General features: G+C 66.8%; 26 protein-coding genes. 19 read left to right on the top strand and 7 right to left on the bottom strand.

The annotated features are described in order from the left end of the window. Positions 1–83: 83 nt before the first annotated feature. Genes yajC through MF610_RS03550 form a run of 4 tightly spaced genes read left to right on the top strand, consistent with a single transcriptional unit; the run spans position 84 to position 3,357 of the window. A complete protein-coding gene (gene yajC, locus MF610_RS03565) occupies positions 84–428 on the top strand; it encodes a preprotein translocase subunit YajC (RefSeq protein ID WP_242192802.1) in 345 nt (114 codons plus the stop codon). After that, on the top strand, positions 428–2,020 hold the full coding sequence (gene secD, locus MF610_RS03560; RefSeq protein WP_242192800.1) for a protein translocase subunit SecD: 1,593 nt from the start codon (positions 428–430) through the stop codon (positions 2,018–2,020). The genes yajC and secD overlap by 1 nt, the downstream gene beginning before the upstream one ends. Before the next feature lie 12 nt (positions 2,021–2,032). After that, a complete protein-coding gene (secF, locus tag MF610_RS03555; RefSeq protein ID WP_242192798.1) occupies positions 2,033–2,995 on the top strand; it encodes a protein translocase subunit SecF in 963 nt (320 codons plus the stop codon). Next, entirely contained in the window at positions 2,992–3,357 is a 366-nt protein-coding gene (locus MF610_RS03550; protein ID WP_242192796.1) for an MTH938/NDUFAF3 family protein, read from the top strand. Before secF ends, MF610_RS03550 begins: the two co-directional genes overlap by 4 nt. Before the next feature lie 165 nt (positions 3,358–3,522). On the opposite strand, the gene MF610_RS03545 is transcribed toward MF610_RS03550, so the two are convergent. The 4 genes from MF610_RS03545 to thpR all read right to left on the bottom strand — a co-directional run bounded on the left by MF610_RS03545 (position 3,523) and on the right by thpR (position 6,278). Then, on the bottom strand, positions 3,523–4,692 hold the full coding sequence (locus tag MF610_RS03545; RefSeq protein WP_242192794.1) for a glycosyltransferase: 1,170 nt from the start codon (positions 4,690–4,692) through the stop codon (positions 3,523–3,525). A gap of 106 nt (positions 4,693–4,798) precedes the next feature. Further along, a complete protein-coding gene (locus MF610_RS03540) occupies positions 4,799–5,224 on the bottom strand; it encodes an OsmC family protein (RefSeq protein WP_242192792.1) in 426 nt (141 codons plus the stop codon). Positions 5,225–5,301: 77 nt separating this feature from the next. Beyond that, complete coding sequence (locus MF610_RS03535; RefSeq protein ID WP_242192790.1) at positions 5,302–5,634, bottom strand: glycine zipper 2TM domain-containing protein; 333 nt, start codon at positions 5,632–5,634, stop codon at positions 5,302–5,304. An 89-nt stretch (positions 5,635–5,723) separates the two neighbouring features. After that, positions 5,724–6,278 carry an RNA 2',3'-cyclic phosphodiesterase gene (gene thpR / locus MF610_RS03530; RefSeq protein WP_242192789.1) on the bottom strand — a complete coding sequence of 185 codons (555 nt, stop codon included), beginning with the start codon at positions 6,276–6,278 and terminating at the stop codon, positions 5,724–5,726. A gap of 116 nt (positions 6,279–6,394) precedes the next feature. Here thpR and MF610_RS03525 point away from each other — a divergent pair, with 116 nt between their 5' ends. The 6 genes from MF610_RS03525 (at position 6,395) to MF610_RS03500 (ending at position 11,797) form a co-directional block, all read left to right on the top strand. Then, positions 6,395–7,135 carry a Bax inhibitor-1/YccA family protein gene (locus MF610_RS03525; protein ID WP_242192786.1) on the top strand — a complete coding sequence of 247 codons (741 nt, stop codon included), beginning with the start codon at positions 6,395–6,397 and terminating at the stop codon, positions 7,133–7,135. A 109-nt stretch (positions 7,136–7,244) separates the two neighbouring features. After that, positions 7,245–7,526, top strand: a complete 282-nt coding sequence (locus MF610_RS03520) for a hypothetical protein (protein WP_242192783.1) — start codon at positions 7,245–7,247, stop codon at positions 7,524–7,526. A 72-nt stretch (positions 7,527–7,598) separates the two neighbouring features. Beyond that, on the top strand, positions 7,599–8,225 hold the full coding sequence (locus MF610_RS03515) for a hypothetical protein (RefSeq protein WP_242192782.1): 627 nt from the start codon (positions 7,599–7,601) through the stop codon (positions 8,223–8,225). Positions 8,226–8,297: 72 nt separating this feature from the next. Continuing rightward, entirely contained in the window at positions 8,298–9,182 is an 885-nt protein-coding gene (locus MF610_RS03510; RefSeq protein ID WP_242192781.1) for a hypothetical protein, read from the top strand. Further along, a complete protein-coding gene (locus MF610_RS03505; protein ID WP_242192777.1) occupies positions 9,167–9,586 on the top strand; it encodes a GNAT family acetyltransferase in 420 nt (139 codons plus the stop codon). The genes MF610_RS03510 and MF610_RS03505 overlap by 16 nt, the downstream gene beginning before the upstream one ends. A 75-nt stretch (positions 9,587–9,661) precedes the next feature. Beyond that, complete coding sequence (locus tag MF610_RS03500) at positions 9,662–11,797, top strand: TonB-dependent siderophore receptor (RefSeq protein ID WP_242192775.1); 2,136 nt, start codon at positions 9,662–9,664, stop codon at positions 11,795–11,797. A gap of 202 nt (positions 11,798–11,999) precedes the next feature. Here the strand turns inward: MF610_RS03500 and MF610_RS03495 are convergent, their stop codons facing one another. Continuing rightward, entirely contained in the window at positions 12,000–12,818 is an 819-nt protein-coding gene (locus MF610_RS03495) for a ferredoxin--NADP reductase (RefSeq protein WP_242192771.1), read from the bottom strand. Positions 12,819–12,826: 8 nt separating this feature from the next. Beyond that, a complete protein-coding gene (locus tag MF610_RS03490; RefSeq protein WP_242192770.1) occupies positions 12,827–13,255 on the bottom strand; it encodes a hypothetical protein in 429 nt (142 codons plus the stop codon). Positions 13,256–13,592: 337 nt separating this feature from the next. On the opposite strand from MF610_RS03490, the gene MF610_RS03485 reads away from it, so the two are divergent. Beyond that, positions 13,593–15,338: a methyl-accepting chemotaxis protein gene (locus tag MF610_RS03485; RefSeq protein ID WP_242192765.1), complete on the top strand. Its 1,746-nt coding sequence runs from the start codon at positions 13,593–13,595 to the stop codon at positions 15,336–15,338. A gap of 116 nt (positions 15,339–15,454) precedes the next feature. On the opposite strand, the gene MF610_RS03480 is transcribed toward MF610_RS03485, so the two are convergent. After that, positions 15,455–15,832, bottom strand: coding sequence for a VOC family protein (locus tag MF610_RS03480; protein WP_242192763.1), 378 nt, complete (start codon positions 15,830–15,832; stop codon positions 15,455–15,457). 543 nt (positions 15,833–16,375) lie between these two features. On the opposite strand from MF610_RS03480, the gene MF610_RS03475 reads away from it, so the two are divergent. The 8 genes from MF610_RS03475 (at position 16,376) to MF610_RS03440 (ending at position 22,715) form a co-directional block, all read left to right on the top strand. Further along, the gene (locus MF610_RS03475; RefSeq protein ID WP_242192762.1) at positions 16,376–16,732 is read left to right on the top strand and encodes an ArsC family reductase; all 357 of its coding nucleotides are present in this window, start codon (positions 16,376–16,378) and stop codon (positions 16,730–16,732) included. Positions 16,733–16,792: 60 nt separating this feature from the next. Further along, the gene (locus MF610_RS03470) at positions 16,793–17,233 is read left to right on the top strand and encodes a hypothetical protein (protein WP_242192761.1); all 441 of its coding nucleotides are present in this window, start codon (positions 16,793–16,795) and stop codon (positions 17,231–17,233) included. Positions 17,234–17,256: 23 nt separating this feature from the next. Continuing rightward, the gene (gene panB, locus MF610_RS03465; protein ID WP_242192760.1) at positions 17,257–18,117 is read left to right on the top strand and encodes a 3-methyl-2-oxobutanoate hydroxymethyltransferase; all 861 of its coding nucleotides are present in this window, start codon (positions 17,257–17,259) and stop codon (positions 18,115–18,117) included. 259 nt (positions 18,118–18,376) lie between these two features. Beyond that, positions 18,377–19,084: a tetratricopeptide repeat protein gene (locus MF610_RS03460; RefSeq protein WP_242192759.1), complete on the top strand. Its 708-nt coding sequence runs from the start codon at positions 18,377–18,379 to the stop codon at positions 19,082–19,084. Between the two features lie 28 nt (positions 19,085–19,112). After that, complete coding sequence (locus MF610_RS03455) at positions 19,113–20,444, top strand: outer membrane protein assembly factor BamB family protein (RefSeq protein WP_242192758.1); 1,332 nt, start codon at positions 19,113–19,115, stop codon at positions 20,442–20,444. Between the two features lie 178 nt (positions 20,445–20,622). Then, complete coding sequence (gene der, locus MF610_RS03450) at positions 20,623–21,993, top strand: ribosome biogenesis GTPase Der (RefSeq protein WP_242192757.1); 1,371 nt, start codon at positions 20,623–20,625, stop codon at positions 21,991–21,993. After that, positions 21,990–22,193 (top strand): sulfurtransferase TusA family protein, encoded by a 204-nt coding sequence (locus tag MF610_RS03445; protein WP_339328508.1) that lies wholly within the window; start codon positions 21,990–21,992, stop codon positions 22,191–22,193. Before der ends, MF610_RS03445 begins: the two co-directional genes overlap by 4 nt. 39 nt (positions 22,194–22,232) lie before the next feature. Beyond that, positions 22,233–22,715: a lyase gene (locus tag MF610_RS03440; protein ID WP_242192754.1), complete on the top strand. Its 483-nt coding sequence runs from the start codon at positions 22,233–22,235 to the stop codon at positions 22,713–22,715. Positions 22,716–22,793: the final 78 nt, after the last annotated feature.

The raw sequence follows: 22,793 nt of genomic DNA, 5'->3' as shown, positions 1-22,793 counted from the left end.
GGGGCCCGTGCAGATGATAGCTGCCCGCAATTGACAGGATGCCGTGTTCGCGGCGTCCGCTTTTTCGGACATTCAGGCCAGCAATGCTCGTACCTTCCGCTTTCGCCCAGACCGCTGCCGCTCCTGCGGCTTCGGGTGGTTTCCTCGGCACGCTTATCGGCATCGCGCCGCTGCTGCTGATCTTCGTCGCCTTCTACTTCCTGCTGATCCGTCCGCAGTCGAAGCGGATGAAGACGCTGCAGGCATCGATCGCCGCCGTGAAGCGCGGCGACCAGGTCGTGACCGCCGGTGGCGTGATCGGTAAGGTGACGAAGGTCGAGGACGCCTTCGTCGAGGTCGAGATCGCGGCCAACACCCGCATCCGCGTGGTCAAGGCGACCATCGCCGAAGTCACGCCGCCGGCCGGCGCCAAGCCCGCGAACGACTGATGCTCGACTTTCCCCGCTGGAAACGGATCGCCATCTGGGCATCCGTGATTTTGCTGGCGCTGTTCGCGGTGCCGAGCCTGTTGCCTGAAGCGACGCGCGCGAAGCTGCCCGGCTGGGTACCGACGCCGACGATCAATTTCGGCCTCGATCTGGCGGGGGGCAGCTACATCCTGCTCGAAGCGCAGACGCAGGACGTCGCCGCGACGCGGGTCGAGGCGATGCGCGAGATGATAGCGACCGAGATGCGCCGCACGCCGCGGGTCAGCGTCGGCGACATTTCGACGCGCGGCGGGCAGATCAGCTTCATGGTCCGCGACGCGACACAGGTCGACGCCGCGCGTGAAAAGCTGCTGGGGCTGACCGGCGGCGGTGCCGGGATGACCGGCCAGCGCGAATGGGACATCGAGGTGCGCGACACCACGCGCTTTGTCCTGACCCCGACGCAGGCCGGCCTGCGCCTTGCGGTCGAGAATGCGATGAAGGACGCGACCGAGGTCGTACGCCGCCGCATCGACGAACTGGGCACGCGCGAACCGACTATCATCCAGCAGGGCAGCAACCGTATCGTCGTGCAGGTCCCTGGCCTGTCCGATCCGAAGGCGCTGAAGGACCTGCTCGGCAAGACCGCGCGGCTGGAATTCAAGCTGGTCGACCTCGCCGCCGATCCCGCCGCGGTCGCCCGCGGGCAGGCCCCGGCGGGAAGCCAGATCCTGCCCTATCCGGCGCAGGGCGCCCCGATCGCGGTCAAGCGGTCAACGATCATTTCGGGCGACCAGCTGGCCGATGCGCGCCAGACCTATGACCAGAACGGCCAGCCTAACGTCACGATCAACTTCAATGCCGAAGGCGGTCGCCGCTTCGCGAAGGTGACGCAGGAAAATACCGGCAAGCCGTTCGCGATCATCGTCGACAATTCGGTGATCTCGGCTCCGAACATCAACGAACCGATCCTCGGCGGCAGCGCGACAATCAGCGGCGGCTTCACCGCCGACAGCGCCAACCAGCTCGCCATTGCGCTGCGTTCGGGCAAGCTGCCGGTCGACCTGACCGTCGTGCAGGAAAGCACCGTCAGCCCCGAACTGGGCGCCGATTCGGTGAAGGCCGGCGTCACCGCCGCGATCATCGCGACGGTCGCGGTCATCGTGTTCATGGTCATGACCTATGGCCGGTTCGGCATCTATTCGACGATCGCCGTCGTGCTGAACATCCTGATGATCATCGCGGTGATGGCGTTCCTGAACGCCACGCTGACGCTGCCCGGTATCGCCGGGTTCGTGCTGACCATCGGCACCGCGGTCGACGCCAACGTGCTGATCAACGAACGCATCCGCGAAGAGCGGCGACGCGGGCGCAGCGTGCTGCAATCCCTGGAGCTGGGCTATAAGGAAGCGAGCCGCACGATCTTCGAGGCGAACGTGACCCACGCCATCGCCGGCGGGATCATGCTGATCCTCGGCTCTGGCCCGATCCGCGGTTTCGCGGTCGTGCTGCTGCTCGGTATCGCCAGCTCGGTGTTCACCGCCGTCACCTTCACGCGGATGCTCGTCGCCGGATGGATGCGCCGCAACCGTCCGACCGACATCACCATTTAAGGCCCCGGCGTCATGCGTCTCATCAAGCTGGTTCCCGACAACACCAACATCCGCTTCGTCGCGGTACGCAGAATCGCGTTCACCGTGACGCTGATCCTCAGCATCCTCGCGGTCGGGCTGGTGTTCGTGCGGGGCCTGAACTTCGGCGTCGACTTCATGGGCGGCGTCGCGATCGAGGAGAAGTTCGCTTCGCCGCCGCAGATCGACAAGGTGCGTGCGACGATCGAGCGGCTGGGCGTGGGCGAACCCGCGATCCAGCAGTTCGGCGACCCGACGCTCGTGTCGATCCGCCTGCCGGTGCCCGAGGGCGATTCGGGCGCGACCGACCGGCTGGTCGAACGGGTGAAGTCCGCGCTTTCCTCTGAATTTCCGGGTGCGACCTTTAGCAACTATTCGACCGTGTCGGGCAAGGTGTCCGACGAGCTGGTGACCAACGGCATCCTCGCCGTAGTGCTGGCGATCGTCGGCATCGCGATCTTTTCGTGGTTCCGCTACGAATGGCAGTTCGGCGTGTCGACCGCGGTCGCGATCGTCCACGACGTGCTGATGACCTTGGGCTTCTTCGCGCTGTTCCGCGACCAGTTCGCGTTCGACCTGACCATCGTCGCGGCGGTGCTGACCATCATCGGCTATTCGATCAACGACAAGATGGTGATCGACGACCGTATCCGCGAAAACATGCGCAAGTTCCGCAAGATGGAGATGCGCGAGCTGATCGACCTGTCGGTCAACGAAACGCTGCCGCGGACCGTCATGACCTCGTTGACCATCCTGCTCGCGCTGACCGCACTGCTGGTGTTCGGCGGCCATGTGCTGCGCGGTTTCACTGCCGCGATGATCCTCGGCGTGATCGTCGGCACCTATTCGTCGATCTACGTGTCGTCGTCGCTGCTCATCACGCTGGGGCTGAAGCCTGGTGCGCCGGTGGGTGAGGGGACGGTCAAGGAACCGGTGCCGCAAAAGGGGCCGCGGTGAAGCTCGACCGGACCCGCAAGGGCGACGGTCCGCTCGTCTCCGGGCTGACCGCCGCCGGGTTCCGGGTCGATGACGGCATCTACCCCGCGCTGCTGATGACGCCGCAGCGCGCCGATCTGTGGGAGCCGCCGGTGTTCGAGGAGCTCGACGCGGCGGCGCTGGCATCGGTGCTGGCGATGAATCCGGAGTTCCTGTTGCTCGGCACCGGCGCGACGCTACGCCAGCCGCCCCGCGCGCTGGTCCGGGCGCTCGATGCGCAGGGGCTGGGGATCGAGGCGATGGACAGCCGCGCGGCTGCACGCGCGTGGGGCGTGCTGCGTGACGAAGGGCGACAGATCGCGGCGGCGTTCTATCCGCTGTGAGGGTGGCTGCTTAGCCATCAACGTCATCCCAGCGCAGGCTTGGACAGAAGCGAATCAATAACCTTCTTCTTCACCCCGGACTTGATTCGGGGGTCCCGCTATTTGACGACGGGTGAGAAGAAGCGGGACCCCGGGTCAAGCCCGGGGTGACGAAGTGTTGTGGTGTTAGTGCCGCGCCGCGACCAGTCCCGCCAGATGCTCGCGCAACTCCACCGCATTGCGCTCCCAACTGAACGCGTCGACCGTCGCCCGTGTCGCGGCTGGGTCGACCGGTTGCAACAGTATCGCGGCAATTCCCTGCGCCACCGCCGCCGCTTCGCGCGCGACGATCCGCCCCGCCGCCGGGGTCGTCACGACTTCGCGGGCAGCGCCGGCATCGGGGATGACGATCGGTGTTCCGCTCGCCAAAGCCTCGACCCACGCATTCGCCAAGCCCTCCGACGCCGACGCCAGCGCCATTACGTCGGCGGCCGCTAACAGGTCAGGCAAATCGCCATGCGGCATCGATCCGCACAGCCGCACCCGGTCGCCGACGCCCAGCTCGGCGATGCGTGCCGCCAGCGACGCGTGGTCCGGGCCGCCGCCGACGATCCACAACTGCACCCCCGGCAGCGCCGCCACCGCGTCGAGCACGATGCGATGTCCTTTACGTGGGATCAGCGCGCCGAGCGACACGACCAACTGTCCCGTGATCCCCAGCCGCGCGCGGGCCGCGAAGCGATCGACAGTGCCGAAGCGGCTGCGATCGATCCCGGTGCGATGGACGCGCACCGGCCGGTCGATCCCGGCGGCGGCGATATCGTCGGCCATCGACTGCGATACCGCCAGCAATCCGTCGGCGGCGCGCCCGGCGGCACGCACCTGCGCGGCGGTGGCGGGTGTATGGCCCCAATGGTGGATGTCGGCACCGCGCGCCTTGATCGACACCGGCACGCCGAACCGCTGGCCCAGCGCTACGGCGGCGGGACCGTCAGGGAAGAAGAACTCGGCATCGATCACGTCGAAGGGGAAGGTTTCGCGCAGCGCCGTCAGGCGCGGCACCAGTCGGCGGACCAGCGCCCCGACATGGAACCGCCCCTGCGTGCCGGGTAGGTTCAGGAACCGCGGCCGATCGACCGGCAGGCCCTTCCACACCTCCCGCTCAGCGAGTGCCGACAGCGCGCGATAACTCGGGTGGAGCGTGAGCGGGAAGGGGGGCAGGCCCAGCGGCGCGATCACCTGCACTGCGACATCGTCGAGCGCGGCGAGCCCCAGCGTCTGTCGTTCGACGAACACGCCGAAATTGGGCCGCACCGCATCGGGGAACAGGGTGGCGAGGGTCAGGACACGCAGCATCGCGGGCGGGTGTAGCGTGAAAAGGGTGAAGGCTTCGCGAAAAGGTGGGCGCGTCTAACGTATCCCCGCCTGCGCGGGGATACGAAAAGATGTGCGTGTTCGCGACCTACGCCGTCAGACTATGCTCCAGCGTGATCTCGGCATTCAGCAGCTTGGAGATCGGACACCCCGCCTTGGCACCGGCGGCGATTTCCTCGAACTGCGCCTGTTCGATGCCCGGCACGCTGGCGGTCAGCGTCAGGGCCGACTTCGTCACCGTGAACCCATCGCCATCCTTGTCGAGCGTCACCTTCGCGGTCGTCTCCAGCGTGCCGTCTTTGAACCCGGCACCGGCCAGCGCGAAGCTCAGCGCCATGGTGAAGCAGCTGGCATGGGCGGCGGCGATCAGTTCCTCGGGATTGGTGCCCTTGCCGTCCTCGAACCGGGTATTGAAGCCATATTGCTGGTCGGACAGTACGCCCGACTGGGTCGAAACATGGCCTTTGCCGTCCTTGCCGAGGCCGTCGTAGCGGGCGGATGCACTGCGGATCATGCGGGAACCTTCATCATGAAAAAGGGGCGGGCCCGTCGCCGGACCCGCCCCTCAGAATTCGTCAGACCGGTTAAGGTTCAACGGCAACGGCCACGACTGCCGCTGCGTTCGATCTCGCGACCAGCCAGTGCGCCTGCACCGGCACCCAGCAGCGTACCGAGCGTACGGTCGCCGCGCGAGTCGATCGTGCGACCGACCAGCGCGCCGGCGACGCCGCCGACGACCAGGCCGGTGGTGCCGTTGGGCTTGCGGCAATAGCGACGACCGTCGCGGCCGCGCCATTCGCGATACTGGCTGCGACGCTGCGCCTCGGCCTGGGTCTTGCCGACCGAGATGCCGTGGTCCGAGAAGGTCACGCCGACCGGTGCCATCAGCGAAGCAGCGGCGAGCGCCATCATGATAGTGCGCATGGGGTTCTTCCTTTCGTTCGTATCCTTGACTTGATCGCTTAACGCATCCTCGGCGTGACGGTTTCATGAACGAAACAACAGGCGTTCGTTCAGCTTTCGCCCGGTGCCTGCGCGATCAGGGGATAACGGGCGACGGGCTCGTACCATGCGCCGCCCTTGCCGAGATGGCTTTCGACCAGCACGAAATGGTCGAAGCGCATCGCGGGCGAGGTCAGTCCGGCATGGCGGCCGAGAAAACCATCGGTCGGCCCCGATGCGCGGTTGAGCCGGGCGAGCGTGATATGCGGCAGATAGGCGCGACCCTCGGGCGGCAGGCCGATGCGCAGCAGCGCGTGATCGACCTTGCGGTGGAGCGCGGCGACCGCGTCGTGCGGCGTCACCCCCGCCCACAATGCCCGCCCGCGCGACCCGGTATCGAACCGCCCGACGCCCGACAGCGCCAGGTCGAGTGCGGGCGCACGGACCGCCTGCAAGGCGACGGCGATATCCTCCGCCACCGGGCGTTCGACCTCGCCGATATAGCGCAGTGTCACGTGCAGCTGTTCGTCGTCCTGCCACCGCGCGGCGTCGATCCCGTCCATGACGTCGACCAGCGCGTCGCGCATTGCAGGCGGCGGGCGAAGGGCGACGAACAGACGGTGCACGGCGGATTCTCCCGGTAGCGTAACAAAATGTTGCTCTCCGCGTTTGGCTTGAAATCGCCGTTGTGGCGGCCGATATTTCAAGCATCCGGCATGTGTGCCGGGAAGAGGAGTTTACAATGGCGAACTGGTCCGATCCCCGGACGTCGGCCGCACCGATCACGCGCACTCGCGACCGCGATATGGCGCGCGACGAAGGGCTGCGGTCCTATATGCTTTCGGTGTACAACTACATGGCGTCCGGCGTGCTGTTGACCGGCATCGTCGCGCTGTTGTTCTCATGGGGTGGCGATACCTCGATGGCGGCGCAGGTGTTCTACCAGCCCGGCCTGCTGAAGTACGCAATCATCTTTTCCCCGCTGATCTTCGTGATGGTGCTGAGCTTCGGCATCAACCGCCTGTCGACCGGCGCGGCACAGGGCCTGTTCTGGGCCTTTGCGGCGATCATGGGTCTGTCGATGTCGACGATCTTCCTGCGCTACACCGGCCCGTCGATCGCGCTGACTTTCTTCGCGACCACCGCCGCGTTCCTGTCGCTCAGCCTCTATGGCTATACGACGAAGCGCGACCTGACCGGATTCGGCACGTTCCTGATCATGGGCCTGGTCGGCCTGATCGTGGCGTCGCTGCTCAACCTGTTCTTCCAGTCGGGCATGATGAGCCTGATCATCAGCGGTGTCGGCGTGCTGCTGTTCGCCGGTCTGACCGCCTATGATACGCAGCGGATCAAGGGCCTGTACTATCAGGTCGCGGGCACCGATTTCGCGGGCAAGGCCGTGATCATGGGTGCGCTGTCGCTATATCTCGACTTCGTCAACATGTTCCAGTTCCTGCTGTCGTTCCTCGGCAACCGCGACTGAAGCTGCTGATAGCCAATGCGAAGGGCCCGGCGGGAGACTGTCGGGCCTTTTCGTTTACGGGGAACGCCCGCCGGGCTCCTTTCGTTTTATCGGCGAAGGAGTGAGGGATATGACCAACGACACCACCGGAATCGACGACAAGGCGCTGTCCTCGCTGTCGGTCGCACCCGACGGCAAGGAGAGCGAAGCCAGCACGCCCGCGCGTGGCGATGCCGGTCGCGGGGGCGACCATGCCGATGCGTCGGACAGCGATGCGCGGCTCGACCGCGGCCTCGACGAATCGATGGACGCGTCGGACCCGCCTGCTTCGGTCCAGCCCGGCAGCGACGGCCCCGCGCCGTCATCGGGGTACGACGCGGACGCGGAAGCGGAGCGCGCCGACCGCGGCTAATACGCCAGCGACGGTACGGTTCGGGCGGCGCGTCGGGTGGTCCCGGCGCGCCGCTTTCGGTATAGTTGCCGCATGACGATCGACCGCCTGTTCCGCCCGCTGCTGCGCGGGTTCGCACTGTTGCTGCTGACGCTGGCGACGATCGTGCCGGCACAGGCGGCGGTGACGATCACCTTCTGGTCGCAAGAGTTCGGCCAGAATTTTCCGCATGCCTTCTTCACCTTTTCGGGTGCGCCCGATGCCGGCGCGCCGGCGGTGAACGAAAGCTATGGCTTCACGGCCAAGGCGATCACCCCGGCGCTGCTGATGGGATCGGTCGGCGGGCGGATCGATCGCCCCAAACCCTCCTATATCGCCAAGAGCAACGCGCATTTCTCGGTCGTGCTGAGCGACGCGCAATATGCCGCGGTCCGATCGCTGATCGTCGAATGGGGTGAGGCCGGCGACTCGCACTACAACCTCAACCGCCGCAACTGCGTCCACTTCGTTGCCGAAGCGGCGCGGCGATCGGGGTTGCAGGTGGTCGAGGACAAGAAGCTGATGAAGAAGCCGCGGTCGTTCGTGCAATCGGTCGAACACGCCAATGCCGGGCGGGTGACAGTAATCGAGCTGCCGGCCAAGGCCTATTTCGCGACGCTGTCGCCCCCGGCGGCGACCGACGACACCCCGACCCCCGAAACGGCGACGCAACCGCACTGATCGCCGCGTTCGCCCTTTCGCTCGGCTATTGAATCCGGCAGTCGTGCGGCGTGGCATTCGGGAGGTCGAGCGATGCGGCGGTGGACGATAGGCGTGCTGGCGATGCTGGCCGGGTGCGGACAGGCGGATGAAACGCCGCCGCCCGCCAATCTGACGCAGGACGAACCGGTCCTGCCCGCCGCCAGCCCGACCCCGGAGACGCTGGTGACGATCCCGACCCGCTTCGTGGGTACATGGGACCGCGACGGCACGACCTGCGCCGCCACGACGCCCGGCGCGACCCGGCTGGTGGTGGGCGCCAGCGCACTCAAGATCGGCGACCGCGACGTGCCGGTGCGCGGCATCACCGTGGCGGAGGCGGGGGCAGTGGATGTCGACGTGGTCGGCGACCGCGGCGGGATCACCGAACAGCGCCGCTATCGCTTCGCCCTGGGTGCCGGCGGTTCGCTGGAGATGACCGGCGTCGACGGCCCGGCGCGCCTCGTCCGCTGCGACGCACCGGCCGGGGCGGAGGCGGCGGCACGCAACGCGGTCGCGCTGAACCTCGCCCCCGACGGGTTGCAGACGGTGGCCGGCGCCAGCAGCCGCACGCTGGCGTTCGGCGCCCCGGCGGGGGTCGTGCTGCGCGTGGTCGAGGCGGCGACGCAGACCATCCCGGCGCGATCGACCAATGCCGAGTGCGGCGAGGGTCCGCTCGACGTCGCGACCTATCCGCGCATCGCCGTCTATTTCCAGGAGGGCCGCTTCGTCGGCTGGGCCGCGCGCGGACGCGGGCTGACGACGATGGCCGGGGTCGGCATCGGATCGAAGCGCGCTGCGGTCGAATCAGCGATCGTCGCGCCGGTCGAGGAGACCAGCCTCGGCCGCGAGTTCAGCAGCGGTGGCCTGTCGGGCGTGTACGATGCGAAGGACATTGTCAGCGCGCTATGGGCGGGCAGTACGTGCATCGCCCGGTGATCGCGCCCGCCACCGCTGACGACGCGGCGGCGGTGGTGGCGCTGTGGCACGCCTGCGGCCTCACCCGCCCGTGGAACGATCCGCATGCCGATTTCGCACGGGCGCAGGGCGGCGGGAGTTCGGACATATTGGTCGCCCGCGACGGCGATGTGATCGGCAGCGTCATGGTCGGCCATGACGGGCATCGCGGCTGGCTTTATTATCTCGCGGTAGTGCCCGACGCCCAAGGGCAGGGGATCGGCAGCGCGCTGTTCGCCGCAGCCGAGGACTGGTTGCGCACGGCGGGCGTGCCGAAGGTGCAGTTGATGGTCCGCAGCGACAATCATGCGGCGATGGCGTTTTACGCCGCATGCGGGCTCGACCGGCAGGATGTGGCCGTCTTCGGACGCTTCCTCACCGGATAAGAGTGAGATACTGATAGTCACTTGCAAAAGCAGTAACGGCGGATTAGGCGGCGCGAAACATCACAGGGATTTCGCATGTCGCCTCTTGCCGTTCTGCTCGCCGCCACCGCCCTTTCGCCGACCCCGGTCGCCGAGGACCCTGCGCAGCGTGGCGAGGAGATCGTCGTCACCGGCCTGCGCACCGAAGGCAGCGACGACTATGCGGTAAAGGCGCAGAGCACCGCCACCCGCCTGCCGCTGTCGCTGCGTGAAACGCCGCAGTCGGTCAGCGTCGTGACCCGCGCGCAGATCGACGATTTCCAGCTGAACGACATCAACCAGCTGCTGGCGACCGTGCCCGGCGTCAACGTGCAGGCGCAGGAAACCGACCGCTTCTATTATTCGGCGCGCGGCTTCGATATCCAGACGTTCCAGATCGACGGCGTCGGCCTGCCATTCCCGTTCGGCATCCAGAACGGGTCGATCGATACCGCGATGTACGACCGGATCGAGGTATTGCGCGGCGCGCCGGGGCTGTTGTCGTCGACCGGCAACCCGTCGGCGGTCATCAACTTCATCCGCAAGCGCCCGACCCGCGATCTCGCCGCATCGGCCAGCGCGCAATATGGTTCGTTCGACAATCTCCGCCTCGACGGCGATATCAGCGTGCCGCTGACCAAGAGCGGATCGGTCCGCGCGCGTGCGGTCGGGTCGTATCTCGATACCGACAGCCATCTCGACCGCTACGGCCTGCGTCGCTGGACCGGCTATGGCATCGTCGAGGCGGACCTCGGCCCCGATACCGTCGTCAGCGCCGGCTATGGCCACCAGAACCACAAAAGCCGCGCGGCGATGTGGGGCGCGCTGCCGCTCTATTACAGCGACGGCAGCCGGATCGACTATGCCCGCTCGACCAACAGCTCGCCCGACTGGTCCAGCTTCGACGTCACCGATCGCCAGATCTTCGGTGACGTGACCCACCGCTTCGGCGACTGGACCGCGAAGGTCAGCGTGCAGCGCCGCGCGATCGACGAGGACGACCGGCTGTTCTACGTCTATGGCGAGCAGCTGCCCAACGAGGTCAACGGTGCGCCCGATCGTGCCACCGGCCTCGGCATCGTCAGCTATCCCGGTGCGTTCCAGTCGTTCGCGCGTAACCTGACGATCGACGCCAACATCAGCGGCACCGTGTCGCTGTTCGGGCGCAGCCATGACGTGATGTTCGGCGCCAACCGCTCGGCGCAGCGCTACACGCAGGATTCGGCGTATGACTTTTCCACGATCGGCATCTCGCTGCCGCTGTTCAGCGGGTTCGACGGGTCGTTTCCCGAACCCGATTTCCCGGCCTTCACCCGCAGCCTCGACAGCCATACCCGGCGCGACACGATCTATGGCCTGATCCGGCTGAACCCGGTCGATGCGCTGAAGGTCATGGTCGGCGCCAACGCCACCCGCGCGTTCAGCGAGGGCGTGTCCTACACCGCGCCGACCAACTACGATCGCGCCCGCTTCCTGCCGTTCGTCGGCGCGACCTATGACCTGACCGGCAATGTCAGCGCCTATGCGAGCTTCGCGACGATCTTCAATCCGCAGACGCAGACCGATGTGAACCGCCGCCTGATCGACCCGATCGAGGGCGACAATCTGGAGGCCGGGTTGAAGGGCGAATGGCTGGGCGGTCGCCTGAACGCCAGCGTCGCGCTGTTCCAGGCGCGGCAGAAGAATACGGCCGAAGCCGCCGGCTTCGATGCGTCGATCGGTCAGTCGCTTTTCCGCGGCGTCGACGCGACGTCGCGCGGCATCGAGTTCGAGATGAGCGGCGAGCTGGCACCGGGGCTACAGGCGACCGGCGGCTTTACCGCGATGCGCATTCGCGGCGAGAATGACGAACCGGTGCGGACCTTCGTGCCCCGCAACACCGCCCGGCTGAACATCGTATGGTCGCCGACGATGCTCCCCGACCTGAAGATCGGCGCGTCGGGCCAGTATCAGAGCCGGATGTACCTCGAACCGCTGGGCGTCATCGCGACGACGGGTAAGCAGGTGCGGATCACGCAGGACGGTTACGCGACGGTCGACCTGATGGCGCGCTATGCGCTGACCCCGCGCGTGTCGCTGTCCGCCAATGTCCGCAACGTCAACGATGCGAAGGCGCTGAGCGCGATCAACTTCGACCAGGGGTTCTTCATTGCCCCTCGGACGGTGCTGGGGACGGTGCGGGTCAGTTATTGAGCGGGGAGGGGGCGGTGATGAGCCGCCCCGGTTCCTGACTATTCCGTTCGGTTCGAGCAGCTTCGAGCGAAGTCGAGAAGCGTCCGTCGAGAACGCCTTGCCCCAAACGGGCCGTTCTCGACAGTCGCTTCTCGACAGGCTCGAAGCTGCTCGAACCAAACGGTTCTGATTTGAAAGGAGGTAGGGGTAAAGGCGGGCAGCCTTACCCCACGAACGCCCGCTCGATCACATAATCGCCCGGCTTCGCGTTCGACCCTTCCTCGAACCCCAGCCCTTCGAGATACTCCGAAAAGTCGCGGATCATCTCGGTCGAACCGCACAGCATCACGCGGTCGGTCGCCGGGTCGAACGCCTGCGCGCCGCCGATGCGCGCCGAGAACAGCGTGCCGTTGTCGACCAGCGCATCGATGCGGCCGGTGGTGTGGAATTCCTCACGCGTCACGGTCGGGACATAGGTGAACTGCTGCGCCGCCTGATCCTCGACCAGCGGATCGCCGGCAAGGTTCGCTTCCAGCGTGGTGCGGAACGCCAGGTCGGACACGCGGCGCACCGAATGGACGACGACGATCGACGCATACATGTCATAGACGTCGGGATCGCGGATCAGCGACAGGAACGGGGCGAGGCCGGTACCGGTCGAAAGCATGAACAGCCGCGAACCGGGCTTGAGCGCGTCGGTGACCAGCGTGCCGGTCGGCTTCTTGCCGAGGAAGATTTCATCACCCGGCACGATCTGCTGCAGCTTCGACGTCAGCGGGCCGTCGGCGACCTTGATCGACAGGAACTCCAGTTCCTCGGCATAGGCGGGACTCGCGATCGAATAGGCGCGCAGCAGCGGCTTGCCGTTGTCGCCGGGCAGTCCGATCATCACGAACTCGCCCGAACGGAAGCGGAAGCTGGGCGGGCGCGTGATGGTGAAGCTGAAAAGATGCTCGTTCCAGTGGCGCACCGAACGCACGCGCTCGACGCTGAGCGCATTGGTGGGTTCGAGGCCGTGGACGACGGCGGTGCGGTCGGTCATGATAATCCTTACGTCCTGACGTTGGTCCCCGGCGGCAGCCCGACCTGTCCGAGCATTGCCGCCGTGCGGGCCAGCGCGCAAAAAGTGGGGGCGATCGCCTCTTCGGCGACCAGCAGCGAAAGCGTGGTCCGCGCCTTTGCATCGCGTCCCGTTACGAGATCACGCGCCAAGGTCAAGAGAACCGATTCATCGTCGGTCACAAGCCCGCATTTACAATTGATCTGGATCGGTACCCGCGCATGGGTCGACAATTGCGTCATCCACCCGTCGAAATCGTTCAGCGCGTCGAGCGCGCCCGACTGGGCGAAGCGCGCCGCCAGCAGTGCCGCTGGACATTGGCACGCGCCGCGCGCCGCGACCCACAGCCGGATCGCATCGATCAGGAAGCGGTCGCCGGGGGATAGGGCCGATACCGGCCGGTCGATGAGATCGTACATAGAGCCTCGCTATTGATACTCATTCGCACTGGCTATCGTGCCCGGACCGGGCCGTCAATGGGCTTGAAAGTACGCGTCCGCTCGCTCGGTAAAGGTCGCCCCGGCGCAGGCCGGGGACCAGAACGCCATCGCAGCAATGCCACGTCTACGTCACCGCAGCGCAGGCCGGGGTCTCCCGGTGATGGCGCGGTCTGCCAACCGCGAGAAACCCCCGCCTGCGCTGCGGTGACACCTGAGGTGAGGGATAATCGCGCGCCACCGCGATCGTATCGCAGCCGGCATAAACCCGATCTTCAGCTTTGCGTGCAAGCTACCCGCAAATGAAAAGGGCGAGCGCATGCAATTGAAGGTCCGGGGCCGCATCAACCTGATCGGTCTCCTTGCCGCACTGGGGCTGGTGGCATTGCTGTGCATCAGCCTGTTCCGCCTGTCGGCGGTGATGCACGAGGGGATCGAACGCAGCACGCGGCAGGCGGTCGAGGGTGCCCGTTCGGTCGTCGCCCACTACCATGCGGAGGAAGTTGCCGGTCGCCTGACCCGCGCCCAGGCACAGCGCGCCGCGCTGACGACGCTGAAGGCGATGCGCTACGACGGCACCGAATATTTCTGGGTCAACGACCTGCATCCGCGGATGCTGATGCACCCGATCAAACCCGAGCTCGACGGCACCGACCTCTCCAATAATCGCGACACCAACGGCAAGGCGCATTTCGTCGAGATGGCGCAGATCGTGAAGGCGCGTGGGGCCGGCTTTCTGGAATATAACTGGACCAAGCCCGGCCAGCCGACGCCGCTACCCAAACTCTCCTACGTCGCGGGTTTCGGCCCATGGGGCTGGGTGATCGGCTCGGGCGTCTATATCGACCGGATCAATACCGCGGTGTTCGATGCGGCGCTGTACCTGATCGGGCTGGCGCTGGTGGTGCTGGCACTCGTCGCGCTGTTCTCGTTCCGGATCGGCCGGTCGATCTCGCTGCCGATCGAAGCGGTGTCGACGCGGATGCGCGCGCTGGCCGGCGGCGATACCGCCTCGGCGATCCCCGGCCGCGCTCGCCATGACGAGATCGGCGCCATGGCCGTCGCGCTGGAGACGTTCCGCGACGCGGCGATCGTGGCGGCAGAACGCGAAACCGAGCAGCAGCGCGTCGTCGCGACGATCGGCAAGGGGCTCGAGTCGCTCGCGCGCGGACAGCTCGACACACGGATCGGCGACACGCTGACCGGGCCGTTCCGCAAGATCGGCACCGATTTCGATTCGGCGATGGTGGCGCTGGGCGATGCGATGCGCGCCGTGGCGCTGTCGACCGGCGGCATCCGCAGCGGCGCATCGGACATCAGCAGCGCGTCCGACGACCTGTCGCGCCGTACCGAACAACAGGCGGCCAGCCTCGAGGAAACCGCCGCGGCCCTCGATCAGATCACCGCGACCGTACGCCGCACCGCGGCCGGTGCGGCCAAGGCCGATACGACGATGGTCGCGACCCGCGGCGATGCCGAGGACGGCGCGCGCATCGTGCGCGATGCCGTCGGCGCGATGAGCGGGATCAAGCGCGCCTCGGACGAGATTTCGGAAATCATTTCGGTCATCGACGGCATCGCGTTCCAGACGAACCTGCTGGCGCTGAATGCCGGGGTCGAAGCGGCGCGTGCCGGCGATGCGGGCAAGGGCTTCGCGGTCGTCGCCTCCGAGGTCCGCGCCTTGGCCCAGCGCTCGGCCGATGCGGCGAACGACGTGAAGAACCGCATCCATGCCAGCGGCGCGCAGGTCCAGCGCGGCGTCGATCTGGTCGGCCGCACCGGCGAGGCGCTGGAACGGATCGTCGGCCGCGTCGCCGAGATTTCCGGACTGGTCGCGGCGATCGCCAGGGGCGCCGACGAACAGGCGTCGGGGTTGCAACAGGTCAATATCGCGGTCGGTGAAATGGACGCGGTGACGCAGCAGAATGCGGCAATGGTCGAACAGAGCACCGCCGCCGCCCGCAGCCTCGCCGAACAGGCCGAAGCCCTGGCCGATCACGTCGCCCGCTTCCGCCTGGCGACGGAAACGCACGCCCGCCAACCGAACTACCGCGCCGCCGCCTGAATCCTCCCCGCCATGCGGGGAGGGGGACCGTTCGCGCAGCGAAGGGTGGAGGGGATCGCCACGCCGCGCAACGCCCGCGGCACGTCCCCTGCCCGCAGGGAGGATGTGGCGCGCCGTCACCCGGCAGCGAAGGTCAGAAACTCGATCTTGTTGCCATCGAGATCGCGCACGAACGCGGCATAATAGTTCGCGTCATATTCCGGCCGAAGCCCCGGCGCGCCGTCGCTGCTGCCGCCATGCGCCAACGCCAGCGCATGGGCGTCGTCGACCGCGCTCCGCCGTTCAACCTCGAACGCGACATGCGTGCCGTTGCCGACCCCGGCGGCGCTCCCATCGGCCGGCACGTTCAGGCTGAACACGGTGATCCCCGCGCCATAACCGACCGCCTCCGCCACATCGAGCGTCCGGCGCAACCCGACCGCCGCCATCACCGGATCGTAGAACGCCCGCGCACGGGCCAGATCGCGGGTACCAAGCGAGACATGGTGCAGCATGCCGCTACATCGCACGGCCTCCGGCGTTCGTTCCCGACCCGGTTGAACGTGCCGATCGCCAACCCCAGAGCCCGCCATCAAGCTATTGGTAAACGGCGATGTACAGATCGTTAGCGGCCTTTCGCCTTCTCCGTACGAGCGAGCGTGTGGCTTCCGTTGAAGTCGCGCCTGCCCGTTTGCTTGAACAGGCGACCTGCAACGTGGCCGAGCTTCAATAACCGTCGATGCCTGTTAATCGCTCGTGCAATTTGCCGCGCGCGATTGTTTGCAAGATCGGGAGGAATTTCAACGTAATATGTTGCGAACCGAAACCGCGAATACCGCGTTGCCCTCTGCTTGATGGGCAAGCCTGCGCGCTTACATAAGTTCAGGCGCAGCCAAATGCGATCCTTGCGACCACTTAAGGCGGGTAGCGGCTTGTTCGCTGTCATTCCGTCGATCTAGCGGGGCGCGGAATGTCTGCAATCGGGCCAAGGTCGATCAGATGCTTTTTTGACGGGCCTGCATTATCGGGACACATTAACAGTCGCCGAGGGACTACCAATGACCTTAACCATATACGGCATCCCCAACTGCGACACGATGAAGAAGGCGCGCACCTGGCTCGATGCGCACGGTGTCGCCTACACCTTCCACGACTATAAGAAGGCCGGCATCGACCGCGGCACGCTGGAGGGCTGGGTCGGTGATCTCGGCTGGGAAACGCTGCTTAACCGCGCGGGCACGACCTTTCGCAAGCTGCCCGACGCCGACAAGGCCGATCTCGACGCATCGCGGGCGATCGACTTGATGCTGGCGCAACCGTCGATGATCAAGCGGCCGGTACTGGTCGGCGACGGCTGGATCGAAACCGGGTTCAAGCCCGATCGCTATGCCGGGCGATTCGCCATCGCCGGGTGATTGCGTTAACCACCCGGCGGGGCATTATTGCGATGCCGTATCGATTCGCGTGGGAGCAGCATGGCACCGACTTTCGTCCGAACGCCGCCACCGTGGTTCCGCATCGTCGCGGTGCTGTTCCTGCTGTGGGGGGCGGCCGGGGTCTATGCCTTTTATGCGCAGGCGACGATGGGGCCGGCGGCATTGGCGGCGCTGCCCGACTATGATCGCCGCTTTTTCCAGTCGCTGCCGGTCTGGTTCAACTGGATCTACGGCATCGCGACCTGGGGCGGATTGTTCGGCAGCGTCGCGCTGCTGCTCGGGCGGCGCTGGGCGGCGGGGCTCTATGCCGCATCGCTGCTCGCGGTGGCGATCCAGTTCGGCTGGGTATTCGCCGCGACCGACCTGATCGCGGTCAAGGGTGCGGCGGCGACCGTGCCATTTCCGCTGGTGATCTTCGCGATCGCGCTGTGGCAGCTGGGCGTGGCCCGGCACGGCATCGCCCGCGGGTGGCTTCGCTGAGCCGGTTTCGCTAGACCCGCGCAATGTCCACGACCTTCACCATCGACACCGCCACCAGCCGCGCGACGCCCACCCCGGCGCCGATGAAGCGACTGACCATCCCCGCGATCCGTGCCGCCAAGGGCAAGACGCCGCTGGTGATGCTGACCGCCTATACCGTGCGCATGGCGCAGCTGATGGATGCGCAGTGCGACATGCTGCTCGTCGGCGACAGCCTGGGGCAGGTGATCTACGGCCTGCCGTCGACCGTGCCGGTGACGCTGGACATGATGGCGGCACACGGCGCGGCGGTGGTGCGCGGCTCCTATCACGCGCTCGTCGTCATCGACATGCCGTTCGGCAGCTATGAAGCGAGCCCCGCCCAAGCCTTCGAAAGCGCGGCGATGCTGCTGAAGGCGACCGGTGCCGCGGCGGTGAAGCTGGAGGGGGGCACGGCGATGGCCGACACCGTCGCCTTCCTGTCGCAGCGCGGGATTCCGGTGATGGGCCATGTCGGCCTGACGCCGCAGGCGGTGAACCAGCTCGGCGGCTATGGCGCGCGCGGGCGGAGTGTAGCGGAAGCGGAAAAGATCGTCGCCGATGCGGTCGCCGTGGCCGAAGCGGGTGCCTTCGCCGTGGTGATCGAGGGGGTGGTCGAACCGATCGCGGTCGAGATTACCCGCCGCATCGCCTGCCCGACGATCGGCATCGGCGCATCGGCGCAGTGCGACGGGCAGGTGCTGGTGGCCGAGGACATGCTGGGCCTGTTCGAACGCACGCCGCGTTTCGTGAAGACCTATGGCGAGATGGCCGACCATGTCGCGGGGGCGGTGACGACCTACGCCGAGGAGGTTCGCGCGCGGACGTTCCCGGGGCCGGGCCAGCTCTACGCGCCGAAGGAGTAGGGCGGCGTCACCTCCCCCTCGTCATTCCCGCGAAGGCGGGAATCCATAGCCGCAACGCCAGCGAACCCTGCCGGAACGTCAGCGTGTATGGATCCCCGCCTGCGCGGGGATGACGATCGTCGGGAACCCCGTTCATCCCCCACACAGCCGCAACCGTCTATGATCCCACCCCGGCACCGACCCCCACGACCATTCGCTTTCGTTTCGTCCGGTGCTCGGCTAAAGGAGCGCGCTTGATCTATCCCCTGGAGCTGTTCCCTTGGCGTTGACCCCGCAGAACAACGAAGCCTTCATCCGCGAAGTCGATGACGAGCTGCGCCGTGAGCAGATGTCGAACATCGGCAAGCGCTATGGCTTGTTGATCATCGGCGTGGTCGTGCTGGCGCTCGTCGCGTTCGGCGGCTGGACGTGGTGGCAGCACCGCCAGAACAGCATTGCCGGCGAACAGGGGCAGCAGCTCGCCACCGCGCTCGACGATATCCAGCAGGGGCGCCCGGCACAGGGCGGCGCGATCGTCGCCAAGCTGACGACATCGGACAAGGACGCGGTGCGCGCCACCGCGCTGCTGACGCAGGCCGACCTGCTGCTGTCGAAGAACGACGCGAAGGGCGCCGCCGCCGCCTTTGGCAAGGTCGCCGCCGACGAAACCCTGGCCCAGCCGTTCCGCGACCTCGCGCTCGTCCGCCAGACTTCGGTCGAATATGACACGCTGCAGCCGCAACAGGTCATCGACCGGCTGCGCGGATTGGCCGACAAGGGCAGCCCGTGGCTCGGCAGCGCCGGCGAAATGGTGGCGATCGCCTATCTCCGCCAGAACAAGCTGCAACAGGCTGGACAGACCTTCGCGCTGATCGCGCAGACCGACGGCGTGCCCGAAAGCGTGCGTGCGCGCGCGGTGCAGATGGCCGGGTCGCTCGGCGTCGACGCCGCACCCGCCACGCCCGCCGCCACCGTCGTCGCGCAATAACCCTTCTCGATACCGGAACCCCCTTTCCATGAAGACGCATCTGAAACTCTCGGCAGCGGTCGCGGCGTTGGCGCTGCTGGGCGGTTGCGGCGCCTTGAAGGGCAAGGGCCCGGCGCGCACCCCGGTCGTCGGACAACGCGTGCCGATCCTCGCATCCGAAAACCTGGCCGAGGTCGATCCGGCGCTTGCCAATTTGCAGGTCGTGCTGCCGCTCGCGGAAACCAATGCCGACTGGGCTCAGCCCGGCGGCAACCCGTCCAAGTCGATGGGCCATGTGGCGCTCGGCGACACGCTGACCCAGGCGTGGAGCGCGCGGATCGAGGGTGGCAACACCCGCACCCGTCTTGCCGCGGCACCCGTCGTCGCGGGCGGTCGCCTCTACGTCATCGACGTGACCGGCAAGGTGACGGCGATGGCCGCCGATACCGGCGCGGCCATCTGGACCGCGCAGACGGTCAAGGGCGATGAGAATCCCCGTGCCCGCTTCGGCGGCGGCGTCTCGGTGGATGGCGGCCGTGCCTTCGCCACCGATGGCCTGGGCGATGTCGTCGCGTTCGACATTGCCGATGGCAAGGAAGTGTGGCGCGCGAAGCCCGGCGGGCCGCTGCGCGGCGCCCCGACCGTCGCCAACAACCAGGTCTATGTCGTCAGCCAGGACAACCAGCTGTTCGCGCTCGACCAGGCCGATGGCAAGGTCGCGTGGACCCAGTCGGGCAGCGTCGAGGCGCAGGGCGTGTTCGGCGTCGCCGCGCCGGCATCGGCACAGGGAACGGTGGTCGCCGGCTTCTCGTCGGGCGAACTGAACGCCTATCGCTACGAAAACGGCCGCTCGGTATGGGGCGACAGCCTGTCGCGCACTTCGGCCTCGACCTCGGTATCGGCGCTGGCCGATATCGATGCCGAACCGGTGATCGACAATGGTCGCGTCTATGCGGTCGGGCAGGGCGGGCGCATGGTCGCGCTCGAACTCGTGTCGGGCCAGCGGCTGTGGGAACAGAATCTCGCCGGCATCTCGACGCCGTGGGTGGCCGGTGAATGGATTTTCGTCGTGACCGACGACGCCCGCCTGCTGTGCATCTCGCGCGGCAGCGGCAAGCTGCGCTGGGTGCAGCAGCTCCCCGGCTTCCGCAACGTCAAGAAGCGCAAGGGTCCGATCAGCTGGGTCGGCCCGGTCCTCGCCGGCAACCGCCTACTGCTCGCCAATTCGGAAGGGCAGCTGGTATCGGCCTCGACCGCCGATGGCAGCATCACCACGACGCAGGATACCCGGTCGAAGGCCGGCTATACCCTGTCGCCGATCGTCGCCAACGGCATGCTGTACCTGCTGGACGACGCCGGACAGCTGACCGCCTGGAAGTAATCTCATTCTCCGTCATCCCCGCGCAGGCGGGGATCCATAGACGCAGCGCTTCTGATAGAGGCGCTGCGTCGGCGTATATGGGTTCCCGCCTTCGCGGGAGCGACGATAATGGCTAACCCTCGACCCATTCCCCCTAACGCCCTACAATCGCGGCACCCGCGCACCCCCAGGAATCCCCATGCCCCTTCCCGTCGTCGCCATCATCGGCCGTCCCAATGTCGGCAAGTCGACGCTGTTCAACCGGCTGGTCGGCAAGCGGCTGGCGCTGGTCGACGACCAGCCGGGCGTGACCCGCGACCGGCGCGAGGGGGAGGCGAACCTGCTGGGCCTCGACTTCACCATCTTCGACACGGCGGGGTTTGAGGATGAGGACGCCGCGACGCTGCCCGGCCGGATGCGGATGCAGACGCAGGCGGCGGTCGAGATGGCCGATGTCGCGCTGTTCATGATCGACGCCCGCGCCGGCATCACTCCACTCGACGAGGAAATCGCCCGCTGGCTGCGCTCGGCCGACGGCACCGTCGTGCTGGTCGCGAACAAGGCGGAGGGCCGCGCGGGCGAAAACGGCGTGCTCGAATCGCTGGCGCTGGGTTTTGGCGATCCGGTGCAGATGTCGGCGGAGCATGGCGAGGGTGTCGCCGACCTGTTCGATGCGCTGCGCCCCTATGTCGAGCGCGAGGACGAGCCGGTCGAGGAAGAGGGCGAATATGATCCCGAGAACGCGCCGCTGAAACTGGCGATCGTCGGGCGTCCGAACGCCGGCAAATCGACGCTGATCAACCGTTTCCTCGGCGAAGACCGCCTGATCACCGGCCCCGAAGCCGGCATCACCCGCGATTCGATCGCCGTCGACTGGCAATGGACCGCCGCCGACGGGCGGGTGCGCGACGTCCGGCTGATCGACACGGCGGGCATGCGCAAGAAGGCGCGGGTACAGGAAAAGCTGGAGAAGCTGTCGGTCGCCGATGCGCTCCACGCGATCGACTTCGCCGAGGTCGTCGTGCTGCTCCTCGACGGTACCCGCGGGCTTGAATTGCAAGACATCAAGATCGCCGACCGCGTGCTGCAAGAAGGTCGCGCGCTGGTGATCGCGCTCAACAAATGGGACGTTGCCGAGCACGCCTCGTCACTGTTCAACGGGGTGAAGGGTGCGCTCGACGAAGGCCTCGCCCAGGCGAAGGGCGTGCCGCTGCTGACCGTATCGGCCGCGACCGGCAAGGGGCTCGACGTCCTGATGCAGGCCGCGTTCGACACCCGCGAATCGTGGAGCAAGCGCGTCTCGACCGGCCAGCTCAACCGCTGGTTCGACCGCGCGCTCGAAGCCAACCCGCCGCCCGCGCCCGGCGGCAAGCGCATCAAGATGCGCTACATCACGCAGAACAACACCCGCCCGCCCAGTTTCGTGCTGTTCGGCACCCGCGTCGACCAGCTGCCCGAAAGCTACAAACGCTATCTGGTCAACGGCATCCGCAAGGAATTCGGCTTCGGCGCGGTCCCGGTGCGGCTGAACATGCGCGCGCCCAAGAACCCCTTCGACCATAGCAAGTGACCCGCATCGACGCCCGCGGCATGCGCTGTCCGTGGCCGGCCATCCGGCTGGCCAGGGCATTGCGCGACGGGGCGGCGGTGGTGGAAATCGCAGCCGACGACCCGCGCGCGGCCGGCGAACTGGCGAGTGCCGCGACAGCGGTCGGCGCGTGGCTGGAGGTGGTGGGCGAGGGGGTGTTCCGGGTGGAGCGATCGTTGTAATCGTACCGGCATCACTATCGTCCGCAAGGTAACGCGCCGATGCGCGATCATGCTGGCTACCAGCCAACGTCCGATTTCCTGATCGACGTGTTGAACGAAGATGCGCCGTTGGCGGGCAGTGAGTTTGCCGAACATAATTTGCAGCGTGTGATCGCCTGTCTGGCCGACGCAGACGCGGCCAATCGGGATTGGGCGGCGTTCATCCTCGGTAACTCCGAACTGGATACACCAGCCATCCGCGATACCTTGCTGGTGGCGACAGGTGATCCGTCCCGTAGGGTGGCGGCGGAAGCACTGCGAGGTCTTGCGCAAAAAGATCGGGGGCTCGCACTTCCCTATGTTCAGCAGGCTTTGGCCGCCGACACCGTTCTTGTGAACGTGTTTGAGGCGGCAACGATCGTCGCCGACCCGCGTCTGGCCGATGCGTTGCGACGGTGGGCCGACCCGACGGACGACCCCGGCTTCGATGGACTCGTGCAATTGGCGATTGCGGCGTGCGAGCGTGGATCGTTGCCGACATAGCTCGGACCGCTGTACATCGACCCGCACGTCATCCCAGCGAAGGCTGGGATCTCCCGGTTGTGGTGCGGGACAAGAGCC

The organism is Sphingomonas hankookensis (assembly GCF_022664465.1).
In the GTDB taxonomy this organism is placed as follows: domain Bacteria; phylum Pseudomonadota; class Alphaproteobacteria; order Sphingomonadales; family Sphingomonadaceae; genus Sphingomonas; species Sphingomonas hankookensis.
This window is presented reverse-complemented; position numbering and strand designations above follow the sequence as displayed.

What these genes read in the sequence shown, in the direction of transcription:
- yajC (WP_242192802.1), top strand. Translation starts at nt 84, where the DNA reads ATGCTCGTACCTTCCGCTTTCGCCCAGACCGCTGCCGCTCCTGCGGCT.
- secD (WP_242192800.1), top strand. Translation starts at nt 428, where the DNA reads ATGCTCGACTTTCCCCGCTGGAAACGGATCGCCATCTGGGCATCCGTG.
- secF (WP_242192798.1), top strand. Translation starts at nt 2,033, where the DNA reads ATGCGTCTCATCAAGCTGGTTCCCGACAACACCAACATCCGCTTCGTC.
- MF610_RS03545 (WP_242192794.1), bottom strand. Translation starts at nt 4,692, where the DNA reads ATGCTGCGTGTCCTGACCCTCGCCACCCTGTTCCCCGATGCGGTGCGG.
- MF610_RS03540 (WP_242192792.1), bottom strand. Translation starts at nt 5,224, where the DNA reads ATGATCCGCAGTGCATCCGCCCGCTACGACGGCCTCGGCAAGGACGGC.
- MF610_RS03535 (WP_242192790.1), bottom strand. Translation starts at nt 5,634, where the DNA reads ATGCGCACTATCATGATGGCGCTCGCCGCTGCTTCGCTGATGGCACCG.
- MF610_RS03525 (WP_242192786.1), top strand. Translation starts at nt 6,395, where the DNA reads ATGGCGAACTGGTCCGATCCCCGGACGTCGGCCGCACCGATCACGCGC.
- MF610_RS03520 (WP_242192783.1), top strand. Translation starts at nt 7,245, where the DNA reads ATGACCAACGACACCACCGGAATCGACGACAAGGCGCTGTCCTCGCTG.
- MF610_RS03515 (WP_242192782.1), top strand. Translation starts at nt 7,599, where the DNA reads ATGACGATCGACCGCCTGTTCCGCCCGCTGCTGCGCGGGTTCGCACTG.
- MF610_RS03510 (WP_242192781.1), top strand. Translation starts at nt 8,298, where the DNA reads ATGCGGCGGTGGACGATAGGCGTGCTGGCGATGCTGGCCGGGTGCGGA.
- MF610_RS03500 (WP_242192775.1), top strand. Translation starts at nt 9,662, where the DNA reads ATGTCGCCTCTTGCCGTTCTGCTCGCCGCCACCGCCCTTTCGCCGACC.
- MF610_RS03495 (WP_242192771.1), bottom strand. Translation starts at nt 12,818, where the DNA reads ATGACCGACCGCACCGCCGTCGTCCACGGCCTCGAACCCACCAATGCG.
- MF610_RS03490 (WP_242192770.1), bottom strand. Translation starts at nt 13,255, where the DNA reads ATGTACGATCTCATCGACCGGCCGGTATCGGCCCTATCCCCCGGCGAC.
- MF610_RS03485 (WP_242192765.1), top strand. Translation starts at nt 13,593, where the DNA reads ATGCAATTGAAGGTCCGGGGCCGCATCAACCTGATCGGTCTCCTTGCC.
- MF610_RS03480 (WP_242192763.1), bottom strand. Translation starts at nt 15,832, where the DNA reads ATGCTGCACCATGTCTCGCTTGGTACCCGCGATCTGGCCCGTGCGCGG.
- MF610_RS03475 (WP_242192762.1), top strand. Translation starts at nt 16,376, where the DNA reads ATGACCTTAACCATATACGGCATCCCCAACTGCGACACGATGAAGAAG.
- MF610_RS03470 (WP_242192761.1), top strand. Translation starts at nt 16,793, where the DNA reads ATGGCACCGACTTTCGTCCGAACGCCGCCACCGTGGTTCCGCATCGTC.
- panB (WP_242192760.1), top strand. Translation starts at nt 17,257, where the DNA reads ATGTCCACGACCTTCACCATCGACACCGCCACCAGCCGCGCGACGCCC.
- MF610_RS03455 (WP_242192758.1), top strand. Translation starts at nt 19,113, where the DNA reads ATGAAGACGCATCTGAAACTCTCGGCAGCGGTCGCGGCGTTGGCGCTG.
- der (WP_242192757.1), top strand. Translation starts at nt 20,623, where the DNA reads ATGCCCCTTCCCGTCGTCGCCATCATCGGCCGTCCCAATGTCGGCAAG.
- MF610_RS03440 (WP_242192754.1), top strand. Translation starts at nt 22,233, where the DNA reads ATGCGCGATCATGCTGGCTACCAGCCAACGTCCGATTTCCTGATCGAC.